Genomic DNA, 22,386 nt, shown 5'->3' with positions numbered 1-22,386 from the left:
GCCGCTTACTTGGGCCGCACCGCGTCGGCCGTGCCCTGGATGAAGGCCTTGATCTTTTCCACGTCTTCCATGCTCAGCTTGCCCGTGAAGTCGGGCATGCCGCGCGACATGGCCGGGCCCTTGAAGATGAACTTGTCCAGGTGCTCGATATAGGCCGGGTCCAGGTAGCCCAGGTTGGGCAGGTTGCCGCCCCGGTCCACGCCGGGCACGCCGTGGCAGAAGGCGCAGTTGCTGACATACAGGGCCGTGCCTTCGGCCACAAGGCTCTTGTCGTAGGGCACGCCCTGCAGCAGCTTGCCCTGCTGGTAGGCGACGAAGGCAGGCGCCTCGGCCTTGCCGTCCAGCGCGAAGGTGTAGACCGTGCCCGGGCCCTTGCGCTCGGTGTGGCGCGCGGCCAGGCCGTAGACGCCGCCCCAGCCCACGGCGATGGAGACGTACTGCCGGCCATCGACCTCATAGGTGATGGGTGCGGCCACCACGCCCGTGCCCGTGGGCTTTTCCCAGAGCTTCTTGCCGTTGCGCGCGTCATAGGCCACGAAGCGGCCGTCGGCCGTGCCCTGGAACACCAGGTTGCCCGCCGTGGCCAGGGTGCCGCCGTTCCAGGGCGAGGCATGCTCCACACGCCAGCGCTCCTTCTGCGCCACCGGGTCCCAGGCGATCAGGCGGCCGAAGGGCGTGCTCTTGGGCGGCTCCATGTTGACCAGCGTGGCCGTATTCCAGCCGATATTGCTGTGCGGCTCGGGCAGGGAGCCGCCGTTGAACTTCCAGTTCTTGTTGTCCTGCAGGGTCAGCGGCACATGCTGGGCCGGCAGGTAGGCCAGGCCCGTGTCGGGGCTGTAGGACATGGAATGCCAGTTGTGCGCGCCGAAGGGGCTGGGAATCACGTCGCGCGCGCGGTCGCCGCTGCGCGCAATTGGCGTCTCGATGGGCCGGCCCTTGGCGTCGTAGCCGCTGGCCCAGTTCACGTCGACGAAGTTCTTGGCCGAGATGAACTGGCCGTTGGTGCGGTCGATGACGAAGAAGAAGCCGTTCTTGGGCGCATGCAGGATGACCTTGCGCGGCTTGCCGCCGATCTTGATGTCGGCCAGCACCATGGGCTGGGTGGAGGTGAAGTCCCAGCTGTCGCCCGGCGTCTCCTGGTAGTGCCAGACGTACTCGCCCGTATCGGGGTTCAGCGCCACGATGCTGGCCAGGTACAGGTTGTCGCCACCGGCCGGGCTGCGCTTGGCTTGCGCCCAGGGCGAGCCGTTGCCCGTGCCGATGTACATGAGGTTGAGCTCGGGGTCATAGGCCATGGTGTCCCAGGCCGTGCCGCCGCCGCCGGCCTCCCACCACTTGCCGGCCGGGTCCCAGGTCTTGGCGGCGCGGGCCATGGCCTCGTTCTCGAAGGGCTTGGACGGGTCGCCGGGCACGGTGAACCAGCGCCACTGCTGGGCACCGGTCTCGGCGTCATAGGCCGTGACATAGCCGCGCACGCCGTACTCGGCGCCGCCGTTGCCGATCAGCACCTTGCCCTTGATGACGCGCGGTGCGCCCGTGATGGTGTACGAGTAGGCGCGGTCGATGATGGTGTCCTGCTCCCAGACCTTCTGGCCCGTGGCCGCGTCCAGCGCTACCAGGCGGCCATCGAAGGCGCCCACATACACCTTGCCCTTGTAGACCGCCACGCCCCGGTTGACCACGTCGCAGCAGCCCTTGAAGCCGTTGGCACGGTCCACGCCGGGGTCGTAGCTCCACAGGCGCTTGCCGGTGCGCACGTCCACCGCATGCACCACGCTCCAGCTGGCCGTGACGTACATGATTCCATCGACCACCACGGGCGTGGACTCCACGCCGCGCGTGGATTCCAGGTCATACGACCAGACCAGGCCCAGCCGCTTCACATTGGCCGTGTCCAGCTGCCTGAGTTTGGAAAAGCGCGTCTCGCTGTAGTCCATGCCGTAGCTGGGCCAGTCCTTGGAGCTGCGTGCGTTGTCGCGGATGCTCTGCGAGTCGATGCGCGAGGTGACGGCGCGTATGTGCTCGGGCGAGCCTTTGCTTGGCAGGCCGGCCTGTGCCAGCGTGGCGCCGGGAAGGGCCAGTGCCAGGCCGGCGGCCAGCAGCGTGGAGGAAAGCACGTGGGTCTTCATGTTGTCTCGTCTCCTGTGTGGTTTGTTTTTGCGTGCATGGCGCTGGGGGCAAGGGCACCATGTGGGAGACGATAAAAAAAGCGGCCTTCGGTCACAACATTCGGACTTTCCCGGGGGCGGATGTGTACCGCCGTGGAACAGCTCAGAACGTCCGGCTGACTGTCACCCCGGCCGATAGCCCGCGTCCGGCACCCGGCTCGAAGTACCGCTGGTTGCCCTCGTTGACGATGACCGACCCTGCAAAGCGCCGGTCGAACACGTTGTCCAGCCGCACAAAGGTCTGGGCGCTCCACTGCTGCCATTGCCGTGACCAGCGCAGGCTGGAGCCCCAGACGGTGTAGCCGGCCGCGCGGTCGGTGTTGCGGTCGTTCACGGCCACGGGGCCGCTGTGCAGCATGTCCACGGTCCAGGTCCATTGCGGCGACAGCTGCCAGGCCAGTTCGCTCCACAGGCGGCGCGGCGCGGTGCCGGCCAGGCGCGCGCCGGCATCCACCGGGGCGGTGGGCGTGGTGCAGGGCGTGGCCTCGCAGGTCAGGAAGCTGTCGCGGTAGCGGGCCTGCAGCAGGGTCAGGGCGGTGCTGGCCGTGAGCGGCCCCCATTGGGCATTGCCCGAGAATTCCAGCCCCCGGCGCAGCGTGCGGCCTGCGTTCTGGTAGGTGGCGCGCCCGCCCGTGTTGGACAGTACGGTGAGTTCGCGCTGGGTATGGGTCTCGAACAGCGTGAGGTTCCAGCCCGCGTTGCCGTGGCGCCCGCGCAGGCCGACCTCGACGGTGTTGTGGGCGCTGGCGGCCAGGCCGGTGTTCATGCCATTTTGGCCGCCGGGCCGGTAGGCCACTTCGTTGAGCGTGGGCGTTTCCATGCCCCGGCCCACCGATGCGTGGGCCACCAGCTCCGGCAGCAGGTTCACGCGCAGGCCCAGCGAGGGCAGCCAGCCGCGCCAGGCCATGCTGCCGCTGTCGTCGCCATTGCCGGCTGTGATGTAGTGGTCCTCGGAGCGGTAGCGCACGCGCGCCTGGCGAAGGCCGGCGCTCAGGGCCAGGCTCTGCGTGCTCCATTCGGCCTGCAGGTAGGGGTCGGCGGAGCGCGCCTGGTTGCGTTCGTCGCGGCGCAGCCGGCCCTGCACGCCGAGCTGGCTGCCGATGAAGTTCTCGTAGCCGCGCCGGGTTTCGCCCTGCCAGTCGTAGGCCAGGCCTGCCGACCAGTCCAGCCGGCCGCCGGCCACGTCCTCATGGGTGCTGCGCCAGCGCAGGTTCATGCCCGCGTAGTCGCGGTCCAGGTCGATCACGCCGCCTGAATGCGAGGGCGGTGCCTGCGTGGCCACGGGAATGGACTGGTACTGCAGCACGGAGCGCGTACCCGCATAGGCCATGAGTTCCAGGCGCTGGCCCGCGCCGAACTGGTGCTGCCAGGCGGCACCCAACTGGCGCTGGCGCACGCTTTTGCGCGTGTTGAAGCGCAGCGCGCTGGCCGTGGTCTGGCCGGGGTCGGCCTCGAACTCGGCGCGTGTCAGACCCAGCGGGTCCTGGGCGCTGGCGCGCTGCTCCTGGTACTGCAGCAGCCACTGGTCGTCGCCCTGTTTGCGTGACAGCTTCATGTGGGCCGTGCTGCGGTCGGCGGCCGACTGGGGGCGCATGCCGTCGGTGGCGAAGCGCTCGATGTGGATGGCATAGCGCCAGGGGGCGGAGCCACCATCCGCCTGGTCCGGCTTTCCGCCACCGATTGTGCCGCGCAGCTGGGTGGACAGGCGCCACAGCCCGTCCGGCCCCACGGCCATGCCGCTGCGCCACAGGCCCGGTTCCTCGCCGTCTTCGGTGTACAGCAGCAGTGCACCGCCTGCGCTGTTGCCGTAGAGCACGGCGGCCGGGCCGCGCACCACGTCCAGGCGCGCGGCGTTGCCCAGCGTGAAGTTGGCGGCCTGGCCCTGGCCGTCGGGCGCGCCTGCCGGAATGCCGTCCACGTAAAGGCGCAGCCCGCGCACGCCAAAGGTGGAGCGCGCACCGAAGCCGCGCACCGAGATCTGCAGGTCCTGTGCGAAGTTCTGGCGGTTCAGCACCACCAGGCCCGGCACGCGCGCCAGGCTCTCGGACAGGCTGATCTGCATCTGCCCGTCTCGCAGCACGGCGCCTTCCACGCTGTCGATGGCGGCCGTGGCACGCCACAGGTCGGGGCCGGTGCCGGGCTGGCTGGCCGTGATGACCACGGGGGCGAGCAGGGCCTCGCTGGAGTCCTGCGCTGCGTCCGCCGCGTGGGCGGGTAGCGCGTGCAGGGCGTGCAGCGTGCAGGCCAGTGCGGCGCCCAGGGTGGGCAGGGCGGGCCGGGGGTGTCTTGTGCTGTGTGGGGAGCGTGTCATTGCGGGCGGGCCTGTGGCGATGCCCGAGGTTACCGAGCCCGGCAATCCGTTCCAACACGGGTGATTTCCCTAGTGCTGTCCTGTGCCGTGGCGGAACAACAATCGCGGCAGTTTTGATGTCCGTCATGCAACAGCCGCCTCCCGCCCCACTGCCCTCCAACCCCTTCTATGCCTCGCGCCAGGACCGGGTGGCGCTGGCGCGCGAGCGCTATTTCGAGCGCGGCGAGCGCCCATCGGGCCTGGTGTCCGAGCCCGTGCTGCAGTCCTGGACGCGCTGCCTGGGCGCCAGCCGCAGCCCCGACGAGAAGATCAGCTTCGACCCGGTCAGCAAGATCCGCACGGCCACCTTGCTGACCCACAACCGCGCGCTGATCGAGGCGGCGCGCGACCCCATCGCCGAACTCGAGACCGTGATCGCGGGCAGCCAGGCGCGCGCCATGCTCACCTGCAGCGAGGGCGTGGTGCTGATCGCCTCGCGCCCGACGCCGGGCGACGGCCCGCTGCTGCTGACGGCCGCGCGCGTGGGCGTGAACATTGCCGAGGATGCCGTGGGCACGGGCGCACCCGGCGTGGCCGTGCGCACGGGCGAGGTCTGCCATGTGCGTGGCGGCGAGCATTTCTTTCGCTGCCTGGCCTCGCTGCACTGCGCGGCCGCGCCCGTGCGCGACGCCAGCGGGCGCACCGTGGCCATGCTGGACCTGAGCAGCGAGGCGGGCCCCTTTCGCTTCGACGCAGGCGCCATGGCCCACATGTACGCCACCTGCATCGAGAACCGGCTGCTGGTGGGCGCCGCCCGCATGCACCTGCTGCTGCGCTTCCAGTCCAGCCGCAGCATGTTCGGCACGCCGCTGGAAGGGCTGGCCGCCGTGGATGGCGAAGGCATGGTGCGCTGGTTCAACGGCGTGGGTGCCCAGTTGTTCGACAGCCCGCGCCGGCCCGCCGAAGGGCTTGCGGCCGAAGAGGTTTTCGGCCTGGGCCTGAACCAGTTGCTGGAGCTGGCCCACCACGGCCAAGCCCGCCCGCAGATGCTGCCCACGGGGCTGACGCTGTGGATGGAGGCGAGGCTGGATGAGGCATCTTCCCAGGTCGAGGAGGTGCTGCCGGCCATCGAGGCCCTGCCGCCGCCCGCCGAGGCGCCGTCCGAGGCACCGTCTTCCCTAGGCGAGGCCAGCCGCGAGCTGATCGAGCAGGCCCTGGCCCGCTGCCAGGGCAATATCTCGCAGGCCGCCCGCATGCTGGGCGTCTCCCGCGGGCTGCTGTACCGGCGCCTGCGGGAGTGGGGGCGGCTCTAGCTGGCCAGCGCGCTGCGCATCCATTCGATGAAGACCCCTGCGTGGGCGGGCAGCGCACGCCCTGCGGCGGGCACGGCGCGCAGGCCGCCCTCGAAGGGCACGAAGCCATGGGGCGCCACCAGCAGCCCCTCCTGGAGCTCGCGTGCGATCAGCCGCTGCTCCACGAGGGCAACGCCCAGGCCCGACAGTGCTGCCTCTATGCACAGGTGTGTGTGCGGGAACGCCAGCGTCTCGCCCAGGGCCACGGGCTGGCCCGTCAGGGCTTCCCATTGGTTCCAGGCGCTGGCCGTGTACTCATGTGCAATGCGCGCGCGGTTGGCGGGCCGGCGCCGGGCATAGGCCGGCGTGCAGACTGCGCCGAAGTGCACGGGCGCCAGTTCGATGGCGCGGCGGCGGTCTGCCTCGCCGTAGGTGGACAGGTCCCAGGCAATGATCAGGTCGGCGCCTTCATTGCGCATCTCGCGCGCCGAGGTCATGGACAGGCGGATGCGGATATGTGGGTGGCTGCGGTAGAACACCGCCAGCTGCGGCACCAGCCAGCGCATGGCAAAGGTGGCGCTGCAGGCCACATGCAGCCCCGGCGCCTGGGCGTCGCGCGCCAGCTGGGCATAGGCGGCCTCCAGCTGGTCGAAGGCCGTGCGCACCGAGGCATGGAAGGCGGCACCCGCCTCGGTCAGGCGCAGGCCCGTGCCTTCTTTCTCGAACAGCGCCGCGCCCGCGTGCTCCTGCAGCAGGCGCAGGTGGCGGCTGATGGCGCCGTGGCTGCGGCACAGTTCCTCGGCCGCGCGGGTCACCGAGCCGGTGCGGGCAATGGCCTCGAAGGCGCGCAGGGCGGCCAGCGGTGGCAGTTGTCTCATGGCAATCAATTCGTCAGAAAAGCTGACGCATGGGCAGAAAAACTGCATTGTCCCGCATCGTCGTGATTTCTAGCATGGGTGCCTGTGCATTGGAGTTTTGCAGGCTTGCCAGCTCCTTTGCACAGTTCAATTTCTTGACGAAAAGGAGTTTCCATGCAGATCACCGATATCGCGGCCCATGAGGCGCTGGACAGCCGGGGCCATCCCACCGTGGAGGTCGAGGTCGAACTGGAGGACGGCGCACGCGGCCTGGCCCTGGTGCCCTCGGGCGCCTCCACGGGGCGGCATGAGGCACTGGAGCGGCGCGACGGCGATGCCTCGCGCCACCTGGGCAAGGGCGTGCTGGGGGCGGTGCAGGCCGTCAACACCGAGCTGCGCGATCTGCTGATCGGCATGCAGGCAGACGCCCAGGGCCGTATCGACACGGCCATGATGGCGCTGGACGGCACGCCCGGCAAAAGCCGGCTGGGCGCCAACGCGCTGCTGGGCGTGTCGCTGGCCGTGGCCCGCGCGGCGGCGGCCAGCCAGCGCATGCCGCTGTGGCGGCACATGGGCGGTGCCCAGGCGCGCGTGCTGCCCGTGCCCATGATCAATGTCATCAACGGTGGCGCCCATGCCGACAATCCGCTGGACTTCCAGGAGTTCATGCTGCTGCCGGTGGGGGCGGACAGCTTCGGTGAGGCGCTGCGCATGGGCGCCGAGGTCTTCCACACGCTGCGCCATGCGCTCAAGGCCGCAGGCCACAGCGTCAACGTGGGCGATGAGGGCGGCTTTGCGCCCGCCCTGCGCAGCGCGCCCGAGGCGCTGGACCACCTGATGGCCGCCATCGAGCGCGCCGGCCTGCGCCCCGGCAGGGACATCGCCCTGGCCCTGGACCCTGCGGCCAGTGAATTCCATGGCGAGGACGGCTACCGCTACGCGGGCGAGGGCCTGGTGCGCAGCCGCCAGCAGCAGGTGGACTACCTGGCGCAACTGGTGGAGCACTACCCCATCGTCTCCATCGAGGACGGCATGGCCGAGGACGATATCGAGGGCTGGCAGGCCCTGGGCCGGCGCCTGGGCGGACGCTGCCAGCTGGTGGGCGACGATGTGTTCTGCACGAACCCCGGCCTGTTCGAGAGCGGCATTGCCCGGGGCGTGGGCAATGCCATCCTGGTCAAGATCAACCAGATCGGCACGCTGACCGAAACCTGGGACGTGCTGCGCCTGGCGCATGGCGCGGGCTATGGCGTGGTGATGTCGCACCGCTCGGGCGAGACCGAGGACACCAGCATTGCCGACCTGGCCGTGGCGGCCCAGTGCGCCATGATCAAGACCGGCTCGCTGTCGCGCGCCGACCGCACGGCCAAGTACAACCGGCTGCTGCGCATCGAGCGCGAACTGGGCCCGGCCGCCGTCTATGCGGGGCGCCGTGCGCTCAAGGGCCGGGCGGGTCAGGAAGCCGTGTCGGCCGCTGCGGGTGTTGCGGGGGTTGCGGGCGCCCTGTAGACCAGCACCTTGAGGCTGCGCTCGGCGTCGATGTCGGCGAAGGTGGCCGGATTGGCCAGGCGCTCGACGAACTCCAGCTCGGGGGCCACTTCCTGCATCTGCGATGTCAGGAACTGCGTGCCCATCTCGGGCGCGTTCAGGCACAGCAGCACATGGCCGCCGGGGCGCAGCAGGTCGGGCAGGCGGCGCATCAGGCGGGCATAGTCCTTGGTGGCGACGAAGCTGCCCTTCTGGTAGCTGGGCGGGTCCACCACGATCAGGTGGTACGGCCCGCCGCGCGTGATCTTGCCCCAGCTGCTGAAGATGTCGTGGGCCAGGAAGCTGGCGCCCGACAGATCGTTGAGCCGGTGGTTCTGCTGGCCCGTGGCCAGCGCGCCCTGGGCCATGTCCATGTTCATCACATGGCGCGCCCCGGCCTGCAGGGCCACCACCGAAAAGGCGCAGGTGTAGGCGAACAGGTTGAGCACCTTGATGCCATGGCGGTGCTCGGGATGGTTGGCCACATGCGCGTGCACCCAGCGCCGGCCTTCGGCCATGTCCAGGAACAGGCCGTGGTTCTGGCCGCGCAGCACCTGCACGCGGTAGCGCGTGCCGGCCTCGGTGACGATGTGCGGGTCTGGCACTTCGCCGGCCATGAGCCGGGTTTCGGCGGGCGCGGCGGGCTGGCGCAGCTGGTAGACCCAGTTCAGGGGCTGGCCCGGTGCCAGTTCGCTCCAGCGCAGTGACAGCGCCGTGCCGATGGCGGCCAGGGCGTCTTCGTCCAGCGGCTGGAAGCTGGTGAGCACCAGCACGGGCGGGAAGGCGTCGAGCACCAGATGCTCGCAGCCCGGGTACAGGCCGCCACGGCCGTGGAAGATGCGTTGGGCGTCGGAGGGCAGGGCCATCCGGGCGATGGCGTCGAGCAGGGCTTGCATGGGAAGGGCTGTGTCTGGCAGGGGTGCCGGGCATGCCCGGTGGAACCGCTTGGAACCAGGCAGGGGCCGACGAAAAGGTCTGCCAGTGTATGCAGTTTGGGGCCCAGCCCAGGCAAACCCGGGCTCAGGCCCCATTCAGCGGTGCCGCAGGCAGGATCAATGCCGCCAGCCGCGGCGCACCTCGAAGAAGCTGCACTCGCCATCGCCCAGGCCCTGCATGCCGGCCTCGGTGGCGGCGCGGGCGGCTTTCATCCAGCGGGTGAAGGCGAGCTTGGCGTCTTCGCTGATTTCCTCTGGAGGCATGTCCTCCAGCCCCTGTACAAGCGACAGGGTTTCGCTGACCTGCTCGGCACTGCCGAGCTGGCGTTCCAGCACGCGGGCATAGCGTGCCTCGGCCTTGTTGCGTTCCTGCTCGGGCAGGTTGGGGTAGTCACACAAGGTGACGGTGAAGGCGGCTTCTTGCATGTCCATGGTTCATGAGATGAGGATGATGACTGGCGAAATATACAGTAATAACTGGCTGCACATCCAGTATTTATCCAGTGTTTTTTTACAGTGTCGTTCCGGTGGGGTCGCTGCGGGCAGCGGCGGCAGCCATGCGGCCACAATCGCCTTCAAGGAGAAAACCACCGCTATGACGAACGAATCGACCACGGGCAGCCCGGCCTGGGACCCCGAAGCCACGGGCCATGCGCTGTTTGCCACGCGCTTGGGACCCTGCGGCGTGGCCTGGGGCGAATGCGGCCTTGCGGCCTTTCAGTTGCCCGAGGTGGACGGCCCGGCTGCCACGCGCACGCGCATGCTGCGCGGCGTGCAATTGCGCAGGCCCGGCAGCTATGCGGCAGCGGTGCGCGCCGAGGACCTGCCGGCCGCCGTGACGCAGGCCATCGCCGGCGTGCAGGTGCTCATGGCGGGCCATGGCGAATGGACCGTGGAGCCTTCCGCGCCCAGCGCGCAGCAGTTGCGTGACGGCCCGGTGCTGCCCGATCTGCGGGCACGGCGCATGCTGCCCGCAGGCCAGGCATTGCCGGATCTGGCCGAGCTGGCGTTGGACTGGCACGGCGTGTCGGAATTTCACCGCCGCGTCTACGAGCTGACGCGTGCCATCGCTCCCGGCCATACGCGCACCTATGGCGAGATCGCGCGCGAGTTGGGCGAGGTGGGCCTGTCGCGCGCCGTGGGACAGGCGCTGGGCCTCAACCCCTTCGCGCCCGTGATTCCCTGCCACCGCGTGCTGGCTGCCGGCGCCCAGCCGGGCGGTTTTTCGGGCGGCGCAGGTGCGCTGACCAAGCTGCGCATGCTGGAGATCGAGGGTGCGGCCTGGGGCGGCACGCGCTCGCTGTTCGGGGATTGACGGGCCGGACACGCATGTGACATGCGGCACGGCGGGGCGGCTTGCACAATCGCCGCTGCAGGCCGTCCCGGCAGGGGAGGGCCGCCCTCCATTCCACCCATGACCGGCACACAAGACCCGGACCAGGAGACAGACGAATGACTCGCAATGTGCAGCAACTTTTCGACCTCACCGGCAAGACCGCCCTGGTGACCGGCGGCTCGCGCGGCCTGGGCCTGCAGATGGCCCATGCGTTGGGCGAGGCGGGCGCCAGGATCATGCTGAGTTCGCGCAAGGCCGCCGACCTGGAGGAAGCCGCCGCCGAGCTGCAGGCCGCCGGCATCGACGCCCGCTGGATCGCCGCCGACTGCGCCAACGAGGCCGATATCGAGCGCCTGGCCGCCGAGACCCTGGAGCGCCTGGGCCAGGTGGACATCCTCATCAACAACGCGGGCGCCAGCTGGGGCGCGCCGGCCGAGGAGCACCCGGTGGCCGCCTGGGACAAGGTGATGAACCTCAACGTGCGCGGCTACTTCCTGCTGAGCCAGCAGATCGCGCGGCGCAGCATGATCCCGCGCAAGACCGGGCGCATCATCAACCTGGCCTCCATCGCAGGCCTGGGCGGCAACCCGCTGGGCATGAAGACCATTGCCTACAACACCTCCAAGGGAGCCGTCATCAACTTCACGCGCGCGCTGGCCGGCGAGTGGGGCGTGCATGGCATCACCGTCAACGCCATCTGCCCGGGCTTTTTCAAGACCAAGATGGCCAGCGTGCTGATCGAGACCCTGGGCGAGGACGAGATGAAATCCCACGCCCCGCTGCGCCGCCTGGGCGACGACGAGGACCTCAAGGGCCTGACCCTGCTGTACGCCAGCGACGCGGGCAAGCACATCACGGGCCAGTGGATGGCCGTGGACGGCGGCGTCAGCGCCCTGGTGGGCGGCTGAACGCGGCGGCGCTGCTGCCGAGGTGACAGTTTTTCCCGCAGATCGTGCCGCCGCGCGCCATGGTGCCTTCGGGCGCCCTTATGCTCGCCTGCATTGCGATCTGAACTGGAGAATTTCGTGCTGGATTTTGGCCACCCCATCCCCTTCGTCGACCACCTGGGTTTCACCCTGCACCGCATGGAGGACGGGGAGTCCGAACTGCGCTTCGAGGCGCGTCCCGAGCACCTGAACACCTTTGACGTGACCCACGGCGGCGCCACCATGACCCTGCTGGACGTGACCATGGCCGTGGCCGCACGCAGCCTGCAGCGCGACATGGGCTGCGTGACCATAGAGATGAAGACCAGCTTCATGCAGCCGGCGCGCGGCCCCCTGGTGGCCAAGGGCGTGGTGCTGCACCGCACGCGTTCCATGGCCTATACCGAGGCGCGCGTGTTCGATGCCTCGGGCCGGCTGTGCAGCCATGCGACCGGAACGTTCAAGTACATGCCGCGCGTGGCCAAGCCGGCCGCCGCCGAGACAACCCTCGCCACGGACTGATCCGCACGGCGAATTTGCCAGATACCCAATGCCACACGCCAGCCCCGGCAGCACCGGGAACTGGTTCCATTGTTTGTGATGCCACCGGAGGTTTTCCCATGCCCGTGAACCAGCAGATCCTGCTCGACAACCGCCCCGAGGGCGAAGCCGTGGAAAGCAATTTCCGCCTTGTCAGTACCGAGACCCCGGCGCTGGCCGAAGGTCAGGTGCTGGTGCGCCACCACTACCTGAGCCTGGACCCCTACATGCGCGGCCGCATGAATGACAGCAAGAGCTATGCCCAGCCCCAGCCGCTGGGCGAGGTCATGATCGGCGGCACCGTGGGCGAGGTGGTGGAAAGCCGCCATCCCAAGTTTGCCGTTGGCGACAAGGTCGTGGGCATGGGCGGGTGGCAGGAATACAGCGTGGTCGATGGCGATGCGCCCGGCATGCTGCGCAAGGTGGACACCACCCATGTGCCGCTGTCGCACTACCTGGGCGCCGTGGGCATGCCCGGCGTGACGGCCTGGTACGGCCTGGTCAAGATCATCGCCCCCAAGGCCGGCGAGACCGTGGTGGTCAGCGCCGCCACGGGCGCCGTGGGCAGCGCGTTCGCGGCCCTGGCCAAGGCACGCGGCTGCCGTGTGGTGGGCATTGCGGGCGGCCCCGAGAAGTGTCGCTACGCCACCGAGGAGCTGGGCTTCGACGCCTGCATCGACTACCGCGAGCACCCCGACACCAAGACCATGGCCAAGGCGCTCAAGGACGCCTGCCCGCAGGGCATCGACGGCTACTTCGAGAACGTGGGCGGCTACATCCTCGACGCCGTGCTGCTGCGCACCAACGCCTTTGCGCGGATCGCGCTGTGCGGAATGATCGCCGGCTACGACGGCAAGCCGCTGCCCATGACCAATCCCGCGCTCATCCTCGTCAACCGCATCCGCATCGAAGGCTTCATCGTCAGCGAGCACATGGAAGTCTGGCCCGAGGCGCTGCAGGAACTGGGCCGCCTGGTGGGCACCGGCAAGCTGCGCCCGCGCGAGAGCATTGCCGAAGGCATTGCCTCCGCACCCTCGGCCTTCCTGGGCTTGCTCAAGGGCAAGAACTTCGGAAAGCAGCTTGTGAAGCTCACCCCCTGAGTCGCTTCGCGCCTTCCCCCCGTGGCACGTCGCCTCTCTACTCGCTTCGCGAGGGAGGGGGACGACACCCTCGGTGCGGGGCGGCCCTTCCTCGGTGTCCCTGAGGCGGGCTCCGCCAGTGCCAGGAGGGAGGGCTGTGTACGGGCCAGGGTTAATTGCCAAATCCTTCCACAAGAACATCAGGACAAGACAAGGAGACAAGGGAATGATCAAGAACTTCAAGGGCAAGACGGCCGTGCTGACGGGCGCGGGCTCGGGCTTCGGCCTGGAGTGCGCGCGCATCGGCGCGAAGCTGGGCATGAACCTGGTGCTGGTCGATGTGCAGCAGGAGGCGCTGGACAAGGCTGCCGCCGAGTTCGAAGGGCAGGGCGTGCGCGTGCTGGCGCGGCGCGTGGATGTGTCCGACGCAGCCCAGATGCAGGCCCTGGCCGACGAGGTGCGCCAGCAGTTCGGCGCGCCGCACTTCGTGTTCAACAACGCAGGCGTGGGCGCGGGCGGGCTGGTCTGGGAGAACACGCTGGAAGATTGGCAGTGGGTGCTGGGCGTCAACCTCTGGGGCGTGATCCACGGCGTGCGGCTGTTCACGCCCATGATGCTGGAGGCCGCCAAGGCCGATCCGTCCTTCGAGGGCCACATCGTCAACACGGCCAGCATGGCCGGGCTGCTGGCGCCTCCCAACATGGGCATCTACAACGTCAGCAAGCATGCCGTGGTCAGCCTGACCGAGACGCTGTACCAGGACCTGGCCCTGGTCTCCGACCAGATCAGCGCCAGCGTGCTGTGCCCCTTCTTCGTGCCTACGGGCATCAGCCACAGCGAGCGCAACCGGCCCAGCCATCTGGCCGCGCAGCCGCTGACGGCCAGCCAGAAGATCGGCCAGGCCATGAGCGAGAAGGCCGTGGGCTCGGGCAAGGTCACGGCCACCGATGTGGCGCAGAAGGTCTTCGACGCCATTGCGGCCAACCATTTCTACATCTACAGCCATCCGCAAGCCCTGGGTTCGGTCCAGACCCGCATGGAGGATGTGGTGCAGGGCCGCAACCCCACCGACCCGTTCGCGCACAAGCCCGAACTGGGCGCCAGCCTCAAGGCCTCGCTGCGCGCGGCCTGAGCGTCAGTCCTCTTCGTCCGGGTCCGGCCTGTGGGGGGCTGGCCTGGCGGGAGCCTCGGCCTTTTCATCGGGCGGCGCGGAGGGCAGGGGCCGCACCAGCCGCACCATGAGCTGGTTGCCGCGCCCCATGTCGGGCCGCGTCTCCAGGCTGTCGAGGTCAATCGCCCAGGCCTGCTGGGCAGACAGCTGCGTACCGGCGCTGCCCGAGATGTTGCTGTAGTTGTAGGGATTGACGGGCCGTGCGTTCACCGCTGCCGTGCCCGTCCAGTGCCAGCCGCGCGGCGCGCCCGGGAACAGCTCGGGCGACAGGCCTTGCGGCCGGATATCGCGCGAGATCAGCCGGCGCATCTCGTTGACGCGCGGCAGGCGCCAGCGCACGCCGTCCTGCTTGGCCCGCTCGGCGGCCAGGGCCTGCGCCTGCTTGTGCGTGAACAGCTCCGGCAGGCCCGCGCAGGTCTTGCCATTCCAGTGCATGCCTTCCACGCAGCGCGGCCACAGCAGGCGGGCGCGGCGGTCGATCACGTCGCGGCCGTCTTCGGACACTTCCAGCATGGCAGTGGCGCCGGTCTTGGCGTCACCGCGGGCCTGCGGCGGCGCCGCATGGGCCGGGCCCTGCATGCACGCGCCCAGCAGCAGGGCGGCGAGCAGGGGCCTTGGCAATGCGTTGAGGGTCGGCAGGAAGAGGGGCGTGGATGAGTGCATGGGGTGTCTATGCTGCTGTGGTGGCAATCTCGTATCCGAGCGTAACAGGGTTGCGGCCCCGCAAACTTGTGCCACGGCAAGCCGCCAGCGCCGCACGCGCCGGCCTGCCTGCCCAGGAAATGTGAGCACCGCCCTGCAGCCCGCAGCGCTTGCCGCCACAATGGCGCGTCTATGTCTGCGTCTATGCCTTCTCCCTCTTCTTCTCCCGCTTCCCCTGATTCCCACACGCTGCGCCTGGTGCTGATCCTGGGCCTGCTCTCGGCCATCGGCCCGTTTGCCATCGACATGTACCTGCCCGCGCTGCCCCAGATCGGCAGCAGCCTGGGCGCCCAGGTGGGCGCGGTGCAGGCCAGCCTGACGGCCTTCTTTCTTTCGCTGGGCGTGGGCCAGCTGCTGTACGGGCCGGTCTCGGACATGGTGGGGCGCAAGCCGCCGCTGTACTTCGGCCTGACCGTGTTCGCGCTGGCCAGCGTGGGCTGCGCCATGGCCACCAGCATCGAGACGCTGGTGGTGCTGCGCTTCATCCAGGGCCTGGGCGCGGCCGCCGGCATGGCCGTGCCGCGCGCCGTGGTGCGCGACCTGCACACCGGCCATGCGGCGGCCCGCATGATGTCGCTGCTGATGCTGGTGTTCAGCGTCTCTCCCATCCTGGCGCCGCTGGCCGGCAGCGGCGTGATCGCCGTGAGCAGCTGGCGCGGCGTGTTCTGGGCCGTGGCCGTGGCGGCCGTGATCGGCCTGGCGGCCGTGTTCATGGGCCTGAAGGAAACGCGCGGGGCCGCCGCGCGTCTGGACAGCAGCGTGGCCGGCGCACTGCGCGCCTACGGCGTGCTGCTGCGCGATTGGCATTACCTGGGCCTGGTCTTCATCGGCGGCTGCGCCATGGCGGGCTTTTTCGTCTACCTGGCTGGCTCTCCCTTTGTGCTGATCAACTACTACGGGCTCAGCTCCACCCAGTACAGCCTGGCCTTCGGGCTCAACGCCATCGCCTTCATCGGCGCGGCGCAGTTCACGGGCTGGCTGGGCCAGCGTTTCGGCCTGGTGCGCGTGGTCAAGGTGGCGGCCACCGGCTCGGGCCTGGTGATGCTGTCGCTGCTGTCGTACTACCTGCTGGGCGGTGAGCGGCTGGCCGTGCTGATCGGCCTGTACTTCGTGGCCAGCGCGCTGATGGGGCTGGTGATTCCGACGACCTCGGTGCTGGCGCTGGAGGAGCATGGCGCCATCGCCGGCACGGCCTCGGCGCTGCTGGGCACGCTGCAGATGCTGTCGGGTGCGGCGGCCATGCAGATCGTGGGCCTGTTCTCCACGGGCAAGCCCCTGCCCATGGTGGTGGGCATGGCCACGGGCGCGCTGATCGGCGTGGCGCTGGCCTGGATCACGCTGGGCGGCGCACGTGCCCACCGCGTGGGTGCAAAGGGCCATTCATGAGCGTGGCTCCCGCAGCAGAGGCTGGTGGGCCTGTACCCGACGGACTTGCGTCCGGCCCCCGTGGCCAGGCCATGCTGGTCATCATCCTGGGGCTGACGCTGTCGGTGCTGGACAGCACCCTGGTCAATCTGGCACTGCCAGCCATGGCGCGCGAGCTGCAGTCCAGCTCGGCCCATACGCTGTGGGTGGTCAATTCCTACCAGCTTGCCAGCCTGGTGCTGCTGCTGCCGCTGGCGGCCCTGGGCGAACGCCTGGGCTACCGCCGCGTGTATCTGGTGGGCATGCTGGTGTTCTCCCTGGCCTCGCTGGCAGCCATGCTGGCCACATCGCTGCCCACGCTGGTGGCGGCGCGGGCGCTGCAGGGCCTGGGCGCTGCGGGCGTGATGAGCGTCAATGCCGCCCTGGTGCGGCTGATCTATCCGCGTGCCTTGCTGGGCCGGGGCATGGCCGTCAATTCGCTGGTGGTGGCCACGGCATCCATGGCCGGGCCTTCGGTGGCGGCGGCCATTTTGTCGGTGGCCAGCTGGCCCTGGCTGTTTGCGGCCAACCTGCCGCTGGGCCTGTTCACGCTGTGGCTGGGACGCCGGGCGCTGCCGGCCAATGCGGTGCCGGTACACGCGGGCGCGCGGCTGTCGCCGCTGGATGTGCTGCTCAACATCCTCATGTTCAGCCTGATCTTCCTGGGCGGCGAGCAGCTGGGCATGCGCGCCGGCGGTGCCCAGTCGTCCCTGCCTTCGGGCTGGTGGCTGCTGGGCGCGGGCCTGCTGGTGGGGCTGTGGTATGTGCGCCGCCAGTGGCGCCTGCCTGCGCCGCTGCTGCCGGTGGACCTGCTGCGCATTCCGGTGTTCGCGCTGTCCATGTGCGGATCGGTCAGCGCCTTCTGCGCGCAGATGCTGGCCTACCTGGCCCTGCCTTTCCTGCTGCTGGAGTCGCACGGCATGTCGCCCATCGAGGCCGGGCTGCTGATCACGGCCTGGCCGCTGGCCACGGTGATGACGGCTCCCATTGCGGGCCGGCTCATCGGCCGCTATGCGGACGGGCTGCTGGGCGGCATCGGCATGGCCATGTTCGCCTGCGGCCTGTGGGCGCTGGCGGCCATGCCCGATGCGCCCTCGACCCTGGACATGGTCTGGCGCATGCTGCTGGCGGGCAGCGGCTTTGCGCTGTACCAGTCGCCCAACAACCACACCATCGTGACCTCGGCGCCGCTGGCACGCAGCGGCGCGGCCGGCGGCATGCTGAGCTCGGCGCGGCTCACGGGACAGACGCTGGGGGCCGTGGTGCTGGCCACCATCTTCACCGTCTCGGGCGGGCATGGTGGCCATGCCGAAATCGTGGCCCTGGCCGTGGCGGGCTGCTTTGCGGCCATGGCGGGCGTGTTCAGCATGCTGCGCGTGCGCACGGCGCCCGCCGCCAGGCACTGAACAGACCGGCAAATGGCATTGAACTTGCATGTGTCGGCGCGCTCCGACACCTGCATCATCCTGGATGGTCTTGCCACGAGACTGCGGTGGCATGCCATCCACTTTACAAACAAGAAATATGGGCACTGCACAATCGTGCGATGCCCCCAACGACTTCGCTGTTCCTATGAATTTTGACGTGCCTCTTTCGCCGAGTACGCGCCTTGCGGCGCCTTCCGATTCCCAGCCCGGCGCAGGGCACGCACAACCTTCTGCCTCGCTTGCACGCAGCAAGCGCCCCGGTGCTGCCGTGCTGTGCGCGCTGGCACTGGCCGCCAGCCTGGCCGCCTGCTCCAGGCAGGATGCAGCGCCCGCCGCCGCAGCCAAGGCTGCGCCCGAGGTGGGCGTGGTCACGCTGCAAAAGCAGAGCCAGCAGCTGGAGGCCACGCTGCCGGGCCGCACACGCGCCTCGCTGACCGCCGAGGTGAGGCCCCAGGTCTCGGGCATCGTGCAAAAGCGCCTGTTCACCGAAGGCGCCCTGGTGCGCCAGGGCCAGCAGCTCTACCAGATCGACGCGGCCTCGCTGCGCGCCACCGAGGCCAGCGCCCAGGCGGCCCTGGCCAAGGCCGAGGCCAGCGCCCGCACGCTGGAGGCCACGGCGCGGCGCAACGCCGAACTGGTCAAGATCGATGCCATCAGCCAGCAGGCCTTCGAGGAAAGCCAGGCCGCTGCCGCCCAGTCGCGCTCTGACGTGGCCGTGGCCAAGGCCAATCTGGAGACCGCGCGCATCAACCTCAAGTACAGCCGCATCGAGGCGCCCATCAGCGGGCGCATCAGCCTGTCCACGGTGACGCCGGGCGCGCTGGTGACGGCCAACCAGACGGAAGCGCTGACCTCCATCGTGCAGCTGGACCCCATGTATGTGGACTTCACCCAGTCCACCAGCGAGCTGCTGCAGCTCAAGCGCGACTGGGATGCCGGGCGCTTCCAGAAGGTGGAGGGCGACAAGGTCGCCGTGCGTATCCGCCTGGACGATGGCACGGAATACGGCCACCAGGGCAAGCTGCAGTTTGCCGGCGTGATCGTCAATGCCACCACGGGCAGCGTCACGCTGCGCGCCGTGGTGCCCAACCCGCAGGGCCTGCTCATGCCCGGCATGTATGTGCAGGCCCTGCTGCCCACGGGCCTGGCGCCCGAGGCGCTGCTGGTGCCCCAGCAGTCGGTGACGCGCGACCTGACCGGCAAGGCCAGCGTGTTGGTGGCCAAGGCCGACGACGTGATCGAGCGCAGGCCCGTGAACATCGACCGCGCCGTGGGCAATATGTGGCTGCTGCAGGACGGCCTGTCGGCCGGCGAGCGCGTGGTGGTCGATGGCTTCCAGCGCATCAAGCCCGGCGACAAGGTGCGTGCCGTGGAGGTGGACCTGCGCGCCAAGGCCCAGGCCCGCAAGGGCAAGCCCGCTGATGGCCCGGCAGCGGCGGCCGCGCCTGGCGCTGCCGACCAGGCTTCCGCGGCCGCTGAACCTGCTTCTGCACCCGCAGCGGCTCCGGCCCCTGCGGCCCGGTAAGCCGCAGGAACCCGTCACATGGCTCAGTTCTTCATCAACCGGCCCATCTTCGCGTGGGTCATCGCCATCGTCATCATGCTGGGCGGCGCGCTGTCCATCTTCACGCTGCCGCTGGAGCAATACCCCGACATCGCGCCGCCGCGCGTGACCATCGGCGCGCAGTACACGGGCGCCTCGGCCGAGACGGTCGAGAACTCGGTGACCCAGATCATCGAGCAGCAGCTCAAGGGCATCGACAACATGCTCTACATGAGCTCCACGTCCGACGCCTCGGGCCGCGCGCGCACCACGCTGACCTTTGCGCCGGGCACCAACATCGACGTGGCCCAGGTGCAGGTGCAAAACAAGCTGCAGTCCGCCGTGAACCGCCTGCCCGACGCCGTCAAGAGCCGGGGCGTGTTCGTGAACAAGGGCGGCCAGGACTTCCTGGTCACCTACAGCTTCTTCTCCAAGGACCCGGCCATGACCGCGGTCGACATCGGCGACTACCTCACCAGCAACCTGGTCGACGTGATCGGCCGGCTGGACGGCGTGGGCGATGTCAACGTCTTCGGCACCAACTATGCGATGCGCATCTGGATGGACCCGGCCAAGATGGAGAAGTACGCGCTGATGCCGTCGGACCTGGTCAATGCGCTGAACTCGCAGAACGCCCAGGTCTCGGCCGGCCAGCTGGGCGCGCTGCCTGCCGTGGCGGACCAGCAGCTGAACGCCACCATCACGGCGCGCACCAAGCTCAAGACGGTGGAGCAGTTCGAGGACATCGTCCTGAAGTCGTCCGTGGACGGCTCGGTGGTGCTCATGAAGGACGTGGCCCGCGTGGAGCTGGGCGCCGACAACCTGACCATCAAGGCCAAGCTCAACGGCCTGCCGGGCGCTGGCATGGGCATCGTGCTGGCCGATGGCGCCAACGCCATGAACGTGGCCGACACCATCGCCGCCAAGCTGGCCGAGCTCAAGCCCTTCTTTCCCAACGAGATCGACTACTTCGTCAGCTCGGACTCCACGCCCTTCGTGCGCGCCTCCATCAAGGAAGTGGTCAGCGCGCTGGGGGAGGCCATGATCCTCGTGGTCATCGTGATGTTCATCTTCCTGCAGAACTTCCGCGCCACGATGATCCCCGCCATCGCCGTGCCCGTGGTGCTGCTGGGCACCTTCGGCGTGCTGTCGCTGGCCGGGTACTCGATCAATACGCTGACCATGTTCGCCATGGTGCTGGCCATCGGCCTGCTGGTGGACGATGCCATCGTGGTGGTGGAGAACGTCGAGCGCGTGATGCACGAGACGGGCATGTCGCCCAAGCAGGCCACGCGCCAGTCCATGCGCGAGATCACGCCGGCCCTGGTGGGCATCGGCGTGACGCTGTCGGCCGTGTTCGTGCCCATGGCTTTCTTCGGCGGCTCCACGGGCGTGATCTACCGGCAGTTCTCCATCACCATCGTCGCGGCCATGGCGCTGTCGGTGTTCGTGGCGCTGACGCTCACGCCGGCGCTGTGCGCCACGCTGCTCAAGCCGCCCGCAGCGGGCGGGGCAGGGCATGACCGCCCGATCCGCAGCGGCATCCTGGGGGTGAACGACCGGTTCTTCCGCTGGTTCAACCACCATTTCGACGCCACGGCCGCGCGCTACCAGGGCACGGTGGCGTACTCGCTGCGCCGCGCCAAGCGCATGATGCTGATCTTCCTGGCCGTCTGCGGCGTGGTCTGGCTGCTGATGGCGCGCCTGCCCACGTCCTTCCTGCCCGACGAGGACCAGGGCTTTGTCTTCGTCAACATCAACCTGCCCTCGGGCGCGGCCGACACGCGGCTGCAGGGCGTGCTCGACGAGGTGCGCGACTACTTTGCCAAGCAGCCCGACGTGCTGAGCTTCTACCAGGTCTCTGGCCTGAACGGCGACCAGGCCTCGGCACGCGCCTTCGTGCGGCTGAAGACCTGGGAGGAGCGCCCGCTGCCGGGCCAGTCGGCCTCCGAGATCGCGCACCGGGCGACCCGGGAGCTGGCCTCCATCCGCGATGCGCGCGTGTTGGTCATGCTGCCGCCGGCCGTGCGCGGCCTGGGCTCCAGCTCGGGCTTCAACTTCATGATCAAGGACATGAACGGCCTGGGCCACCAGGCGCTGCTGCAGGCCAAGGAAAAATTCCTGACCGAGGCCCGCAAGCGCCCCGAGCTCACCAATCTGCGCATGACCAACCTGGAGGACGCCAGCGAGCTGCGCCTGGACATCGACGACCGCAAAGCCGCCGCGCTCGGCCTGTCGTACACCGACATCAACAGCGTGCTGTCCAGCGCCATGGGCGGCACCTATGTCAACGACTTCCTGAACAACGAGCGCGTCAAGCGCGTCTACATCCAGGGCGATGCGCCGCACCGCATGCTGCCCCAGGACATCGCCAAATGGACGGTGCGCAAGGGCAAGGGCGAGATGGTGCCGTTCAGCGCCTTCTCCAGCAGCTATTGGGCCTACGGTTCGCCCCAGCTCATGCGCTACAACGGCAACCCGGCCTACGAAATGGAAGGCCGCGCCGCGCCGGGCGTCAGCTCGGGCACCGCCATGCAGATCGTCGAGGACATCCTGCGCACGCTGCCGGCCGGCATAGGCTACGAGTGGACGGGCGCCTCGCTGCAGGAGCGCCAGTCGGGCGCGCAGGCGCCGCTGCTGTACGCCATCTCCATCCTCTTCGTGTTCCTGTGCCTGGCGGCGCTGTACGAGAGCTGGACCGTGCCGCTGTCCGTGATGCTGGCCGTGCCGCTGGGCGTGGTGGGCGCGCTGGCCGCCACCTATACGCGCGGGCTGACCAATGACGTGTACTTCCAGGTGGGCCTGCTGACCACGGTGGGCCTGGCATCCAAGAACGCCATCCTGATCGTGGAATTTGCCGTGCAGCTGCAGGAGCAGGGCAAGAGCATCTTCGACGCCGTGGTCTCGGCCGTGCGCCTGCGCCTGCGGCCCATTTTGATGACCTCGCTGGCCTTCGGCTTCGGCGTCATTCCGCTGGCCATCGGCACGGGTGCCGGCGCGGGCGGGCGCAATGCCATCGGCACGGCCGTGCTCGGCGGCATGCTGGCCTCCACGGTGCTGGGCATCTTCCTGGTGCCGGTGTTCTTCCTGCTGATCCGCAGCTGGTTCAAGAGCCACTCGCGCACGGATGAAGAAAGCCCGCAGCAGGCAACCGACTCACCCCATACCACCAAGGAGAGCGCAGCATGA

Annotated in this window: 17 protein-coding genes; 11 read left to right on the top strand and 6 right to left on the bottom strand. The window is 69.0% G+C overall.

Translation table 11 applies throughout. The features are described from left to right. Positions 1-5 precede the first annotated feature (5 nt). Together HFGMBDPB_RS22085 and HFGMBDPB_RS22080 are read right to left on the bottom strand one after the other, a co-directional pair. A complete protein-coding gene (locus HFGMBDPB_RS22085; RefSeq protein ID WP_046241543.1) occupies positions 6-2,129 on the bottom strand; it encodes a PQQ-dependent dehydrogenase, methanol/ethanol family in 2,124 nt (707 codons plus the stop codon). A 142-nt stretch (positions 2,130-2,271) separates the two neighbouring features. After that, a complete protein-coding gene (locus tag HFGMBDPB_RS22080) occupies positions 2,272-4,479 on the bottom strand; it encodes a TonB-dependent receptor domain-containing protein (protein ID WP_212646263.1) in 2,208 nt (735 codons plus the stop codon). Between the two features lie 125 nt (positions 4,480-4,604). On the opposite strand from HFGMBDPB_RS22080, the gene HFGMBDPB_RS22075 reads away from it, so the two are divergent. Further along, a complete protein-coding gene (locus HFGMBDPB_RS22075) occupies positions 4,605-5,771 on the top strand; it encodes a helix-turn-helix domain-containing protein (RefSeq protein WP_236884595.1) in 1,167 nt (388 codons plus the stop codon). On the opposite strand, the gene HFGMBDPB_RS22070 is transcribed toward HFGMBDPB_RS22075, so the two are convergent. After that, on the bottom strand, positions 5,768-6,676 hold the full coding sequence (locus HFGMBDPB_RS22070; protein ID WP_212646262.1) for a LysR substrate-binding domain-containing protein: 909 nt from the start codon (positions 6,674-6,676) through the stop codon (positions 5,768-5,770). The genes HFGMBDPB_RS22075 and HFGMBDPB_RS22070 overlap by 4 nt on opposite strands. A gap of 105 nt (positions 6,677-6,781) precedes the next feature. Here HFGMBDPB_RS22070 and eno point away from each other — a divergent pair, with 105 nt between their 5' ends. After that, positions 6,782-8,116: a phosphopyruvate hydratase gene (gene eno, locus HFGMBDPB_RS22065; RefSeq protein ID WP_212646261.1), complete on the top strand. Its 1,335-nt coding sequence runs from the start codon at positions 6,782-6,784 to the stop codon at positions 8,114-8,116. Here eno and HFGMBDPB_RS22060 read toward each other — a convergent pair. Both HFGMBDPB_RS22060 and HFGMBDPB_RS22055 read right to left on the bottom strand, forming a co-directional pair. Then, entirely contained in the window at positions 8,062-9,030 is a 969-nt protein-coding gene (locus HFGMBDPB_RS22060) for a class I SAM-dependent methyltransferase (RefSeq protein ID WP_016446791.1), read from the bottom strand. The two genes, eno and HFGMBDPB_RS22060, sit on opposite strands and share 55 nt — an antisense overlap. Positions 9,031-9,186: 156 nt before the next feature. Further along, on the bottom strand, positions 9,187-9,501 hold the full coding sequence (locus tag HFGMBDPB_RS22055; protein WP_016446792.1) for a hypothetical protein: 315 nt from the start codon (positions 9,499-9,501) through the stop codon (positions 9,187-9,189). Positions 9,502-9,664: 163 nt separating this feature from the next. Here HFGMBDPB_RS22055 and HFGMBDPB_RS22050 point away from each other — a divergent pair, with 163 nt between their 5' ends. The 5 genes from HFGMBDPB_RS22050 to HFGMBDPB_RS22030 all read left to right on the top strand — a co-directional run bounded on the left by HFGMBDPB_RS22050 (position 9,665) and on the right by HFGMBDPB_RS22030 (position 14,082). Continuing rightward, complete coding sequence (locus HFGMBDPB_RS22050) at positions 9,665-10,384, top strand: methylated-DNA--[protein]-cysteine S-methyltransferase (RefSeq protein ID WP_212646260.1); 720 nt, start codon at positions 9,665-9,667, stop codon at positions 10,382-10,384. Positions 10,385-10,521: 137 nt separating this feature from the next. Then, a complete protein-coding gene (locus tag HFGMBDPB_RS22045; protein WP_016452876.1) occupies positions 10,522-11,313 on the top strand; it encodes an SDR family oxidoreductase in 792 nt (263 codons plus the stop codon). Between the two features lie 117 nt (positions 11,314-11,430). Continuing rightward, entirely contained in the window at positions 11,431-11,853 is a 423-nt protein-coding gene (locus tag HFGMBDPB_RS22040) for a PaaI family thioesterase (protein ID WP_016446794.1), read from the top strand. A 98-nt stretch (positions 11,854-11,951) separates the two neighbouring features. Continuing rightward, positions 11,952-12,971 (top strand): NADP-dependent oxidoreductase, encoded by a 1,020-nt coding sequence (locus HFGMBDPB_RS22035; RefSeq protein ID WP_016452875.1) that lies wholly within the window; start codon positions 11,952-11,954, stop codon positions 12,969-12,971. Between the two features lie 205 nt (positions 12,972-13,176). Then, a complete protein-coding gene (locus HFGMBDPB_RS22030) occupies positions 13,177-14,082 on the top strand; it encodes an SDR family oxidoreductase (protein WP_047218264.1) in 906 nt (301 codons plus the stop codon). Between the two features lie 3 nt (positions 14,083-14,085). Here HFGMBDPB_RS22030 and HFGMBDPB_RS22025 read toward each other — a convergent pair whose 3' ends face one another. Next, positions 14,086-14,784: an Lcl C-terminal domain-containing protein gene (locus HFGMBDPB_RS22025; protein ID WP_212646259.1), complete on the bottom strand. Its 699-nt coding sequence runs from the start codon at positions 14,782-14,784 to the stop codon at positions 14,086-14,088. 183 nt (positions 14,785-14,967) lie between these two features. Between HFGMBDPB_RS22025 and HFGMBDPB_RS22020 the strand changes: the two genes are divergently transcribed. The 4 genes from HFGMBDPB_RS22020 (at position 14,968) to HFGMBDPB_RS22005 (ending at position 22,386) form a co-directional block, all read left to right on the top strand. Beyond that, on the top strand, positions 14,968-16,209 hold the full coding sequence (locus tag HFGMBDPB_RS22020; protein WP_016446797.1) for a multidrug effflux MFS transporter: 1,242 nt from the start codon (positions 14,968-14,970) through the stop codon (positions 16,207-16,209). After that, complete coding sequence (locus tag HFGMBDPB_RS22015) at positions 16,206-17,633, top strand: MFS transporter (protein WP_212646258.1); 1,428 nt, start codon at positions 16,206-16,208, stop codon at positions 17,631-17,633. Before HFGMBDPB_RS22020 ends, HFGMBDPB_RS22015 begins: the two co-directional genes overlap by 4 nt. Positions 17,634-17,799: 166 nt before the next feature. Continuing rightward, positions 17,800-19,179 (top strand): efflux RND transporter periplasmic adaptor subunit, encoded by a 1,380-nt coding sequence (locus HFGMBDPB_RS22010; protein ID WP_212646257.1) that lies wholly within the window; start codon positions 17,800-17,802, stop codon positions 19,177-19,179. Between the two features lie 18 nt (positions 19,180-19,197). Further along, a complete protein-coding gene (locus HFGMBDPB_RS22005) occupies positions 19,198-22,386 on the top strand; it encodes an efflux RND transporter permease subunit (protein WP_212646256.1) in 3,189 nt (1,062 codons plus the stop codon).

Origin of the sequence: Delftia sp. PE138 (assembly GCF_018320755.1) — a bacterium.
Taxonomy (GTDB): domain Bacteria; phylum Pseudomonadota; class Gammaproteobacteria; order Burkholderiales; family Burkholderiaceae_C; genus Comamonas; species Comamonas tsuruhatensis.
The sequence above is the reverse complement of the archived record's forward strand: the minus strand, read 5'-3'. Positions and strand labels throughout refer to the sequence as shown.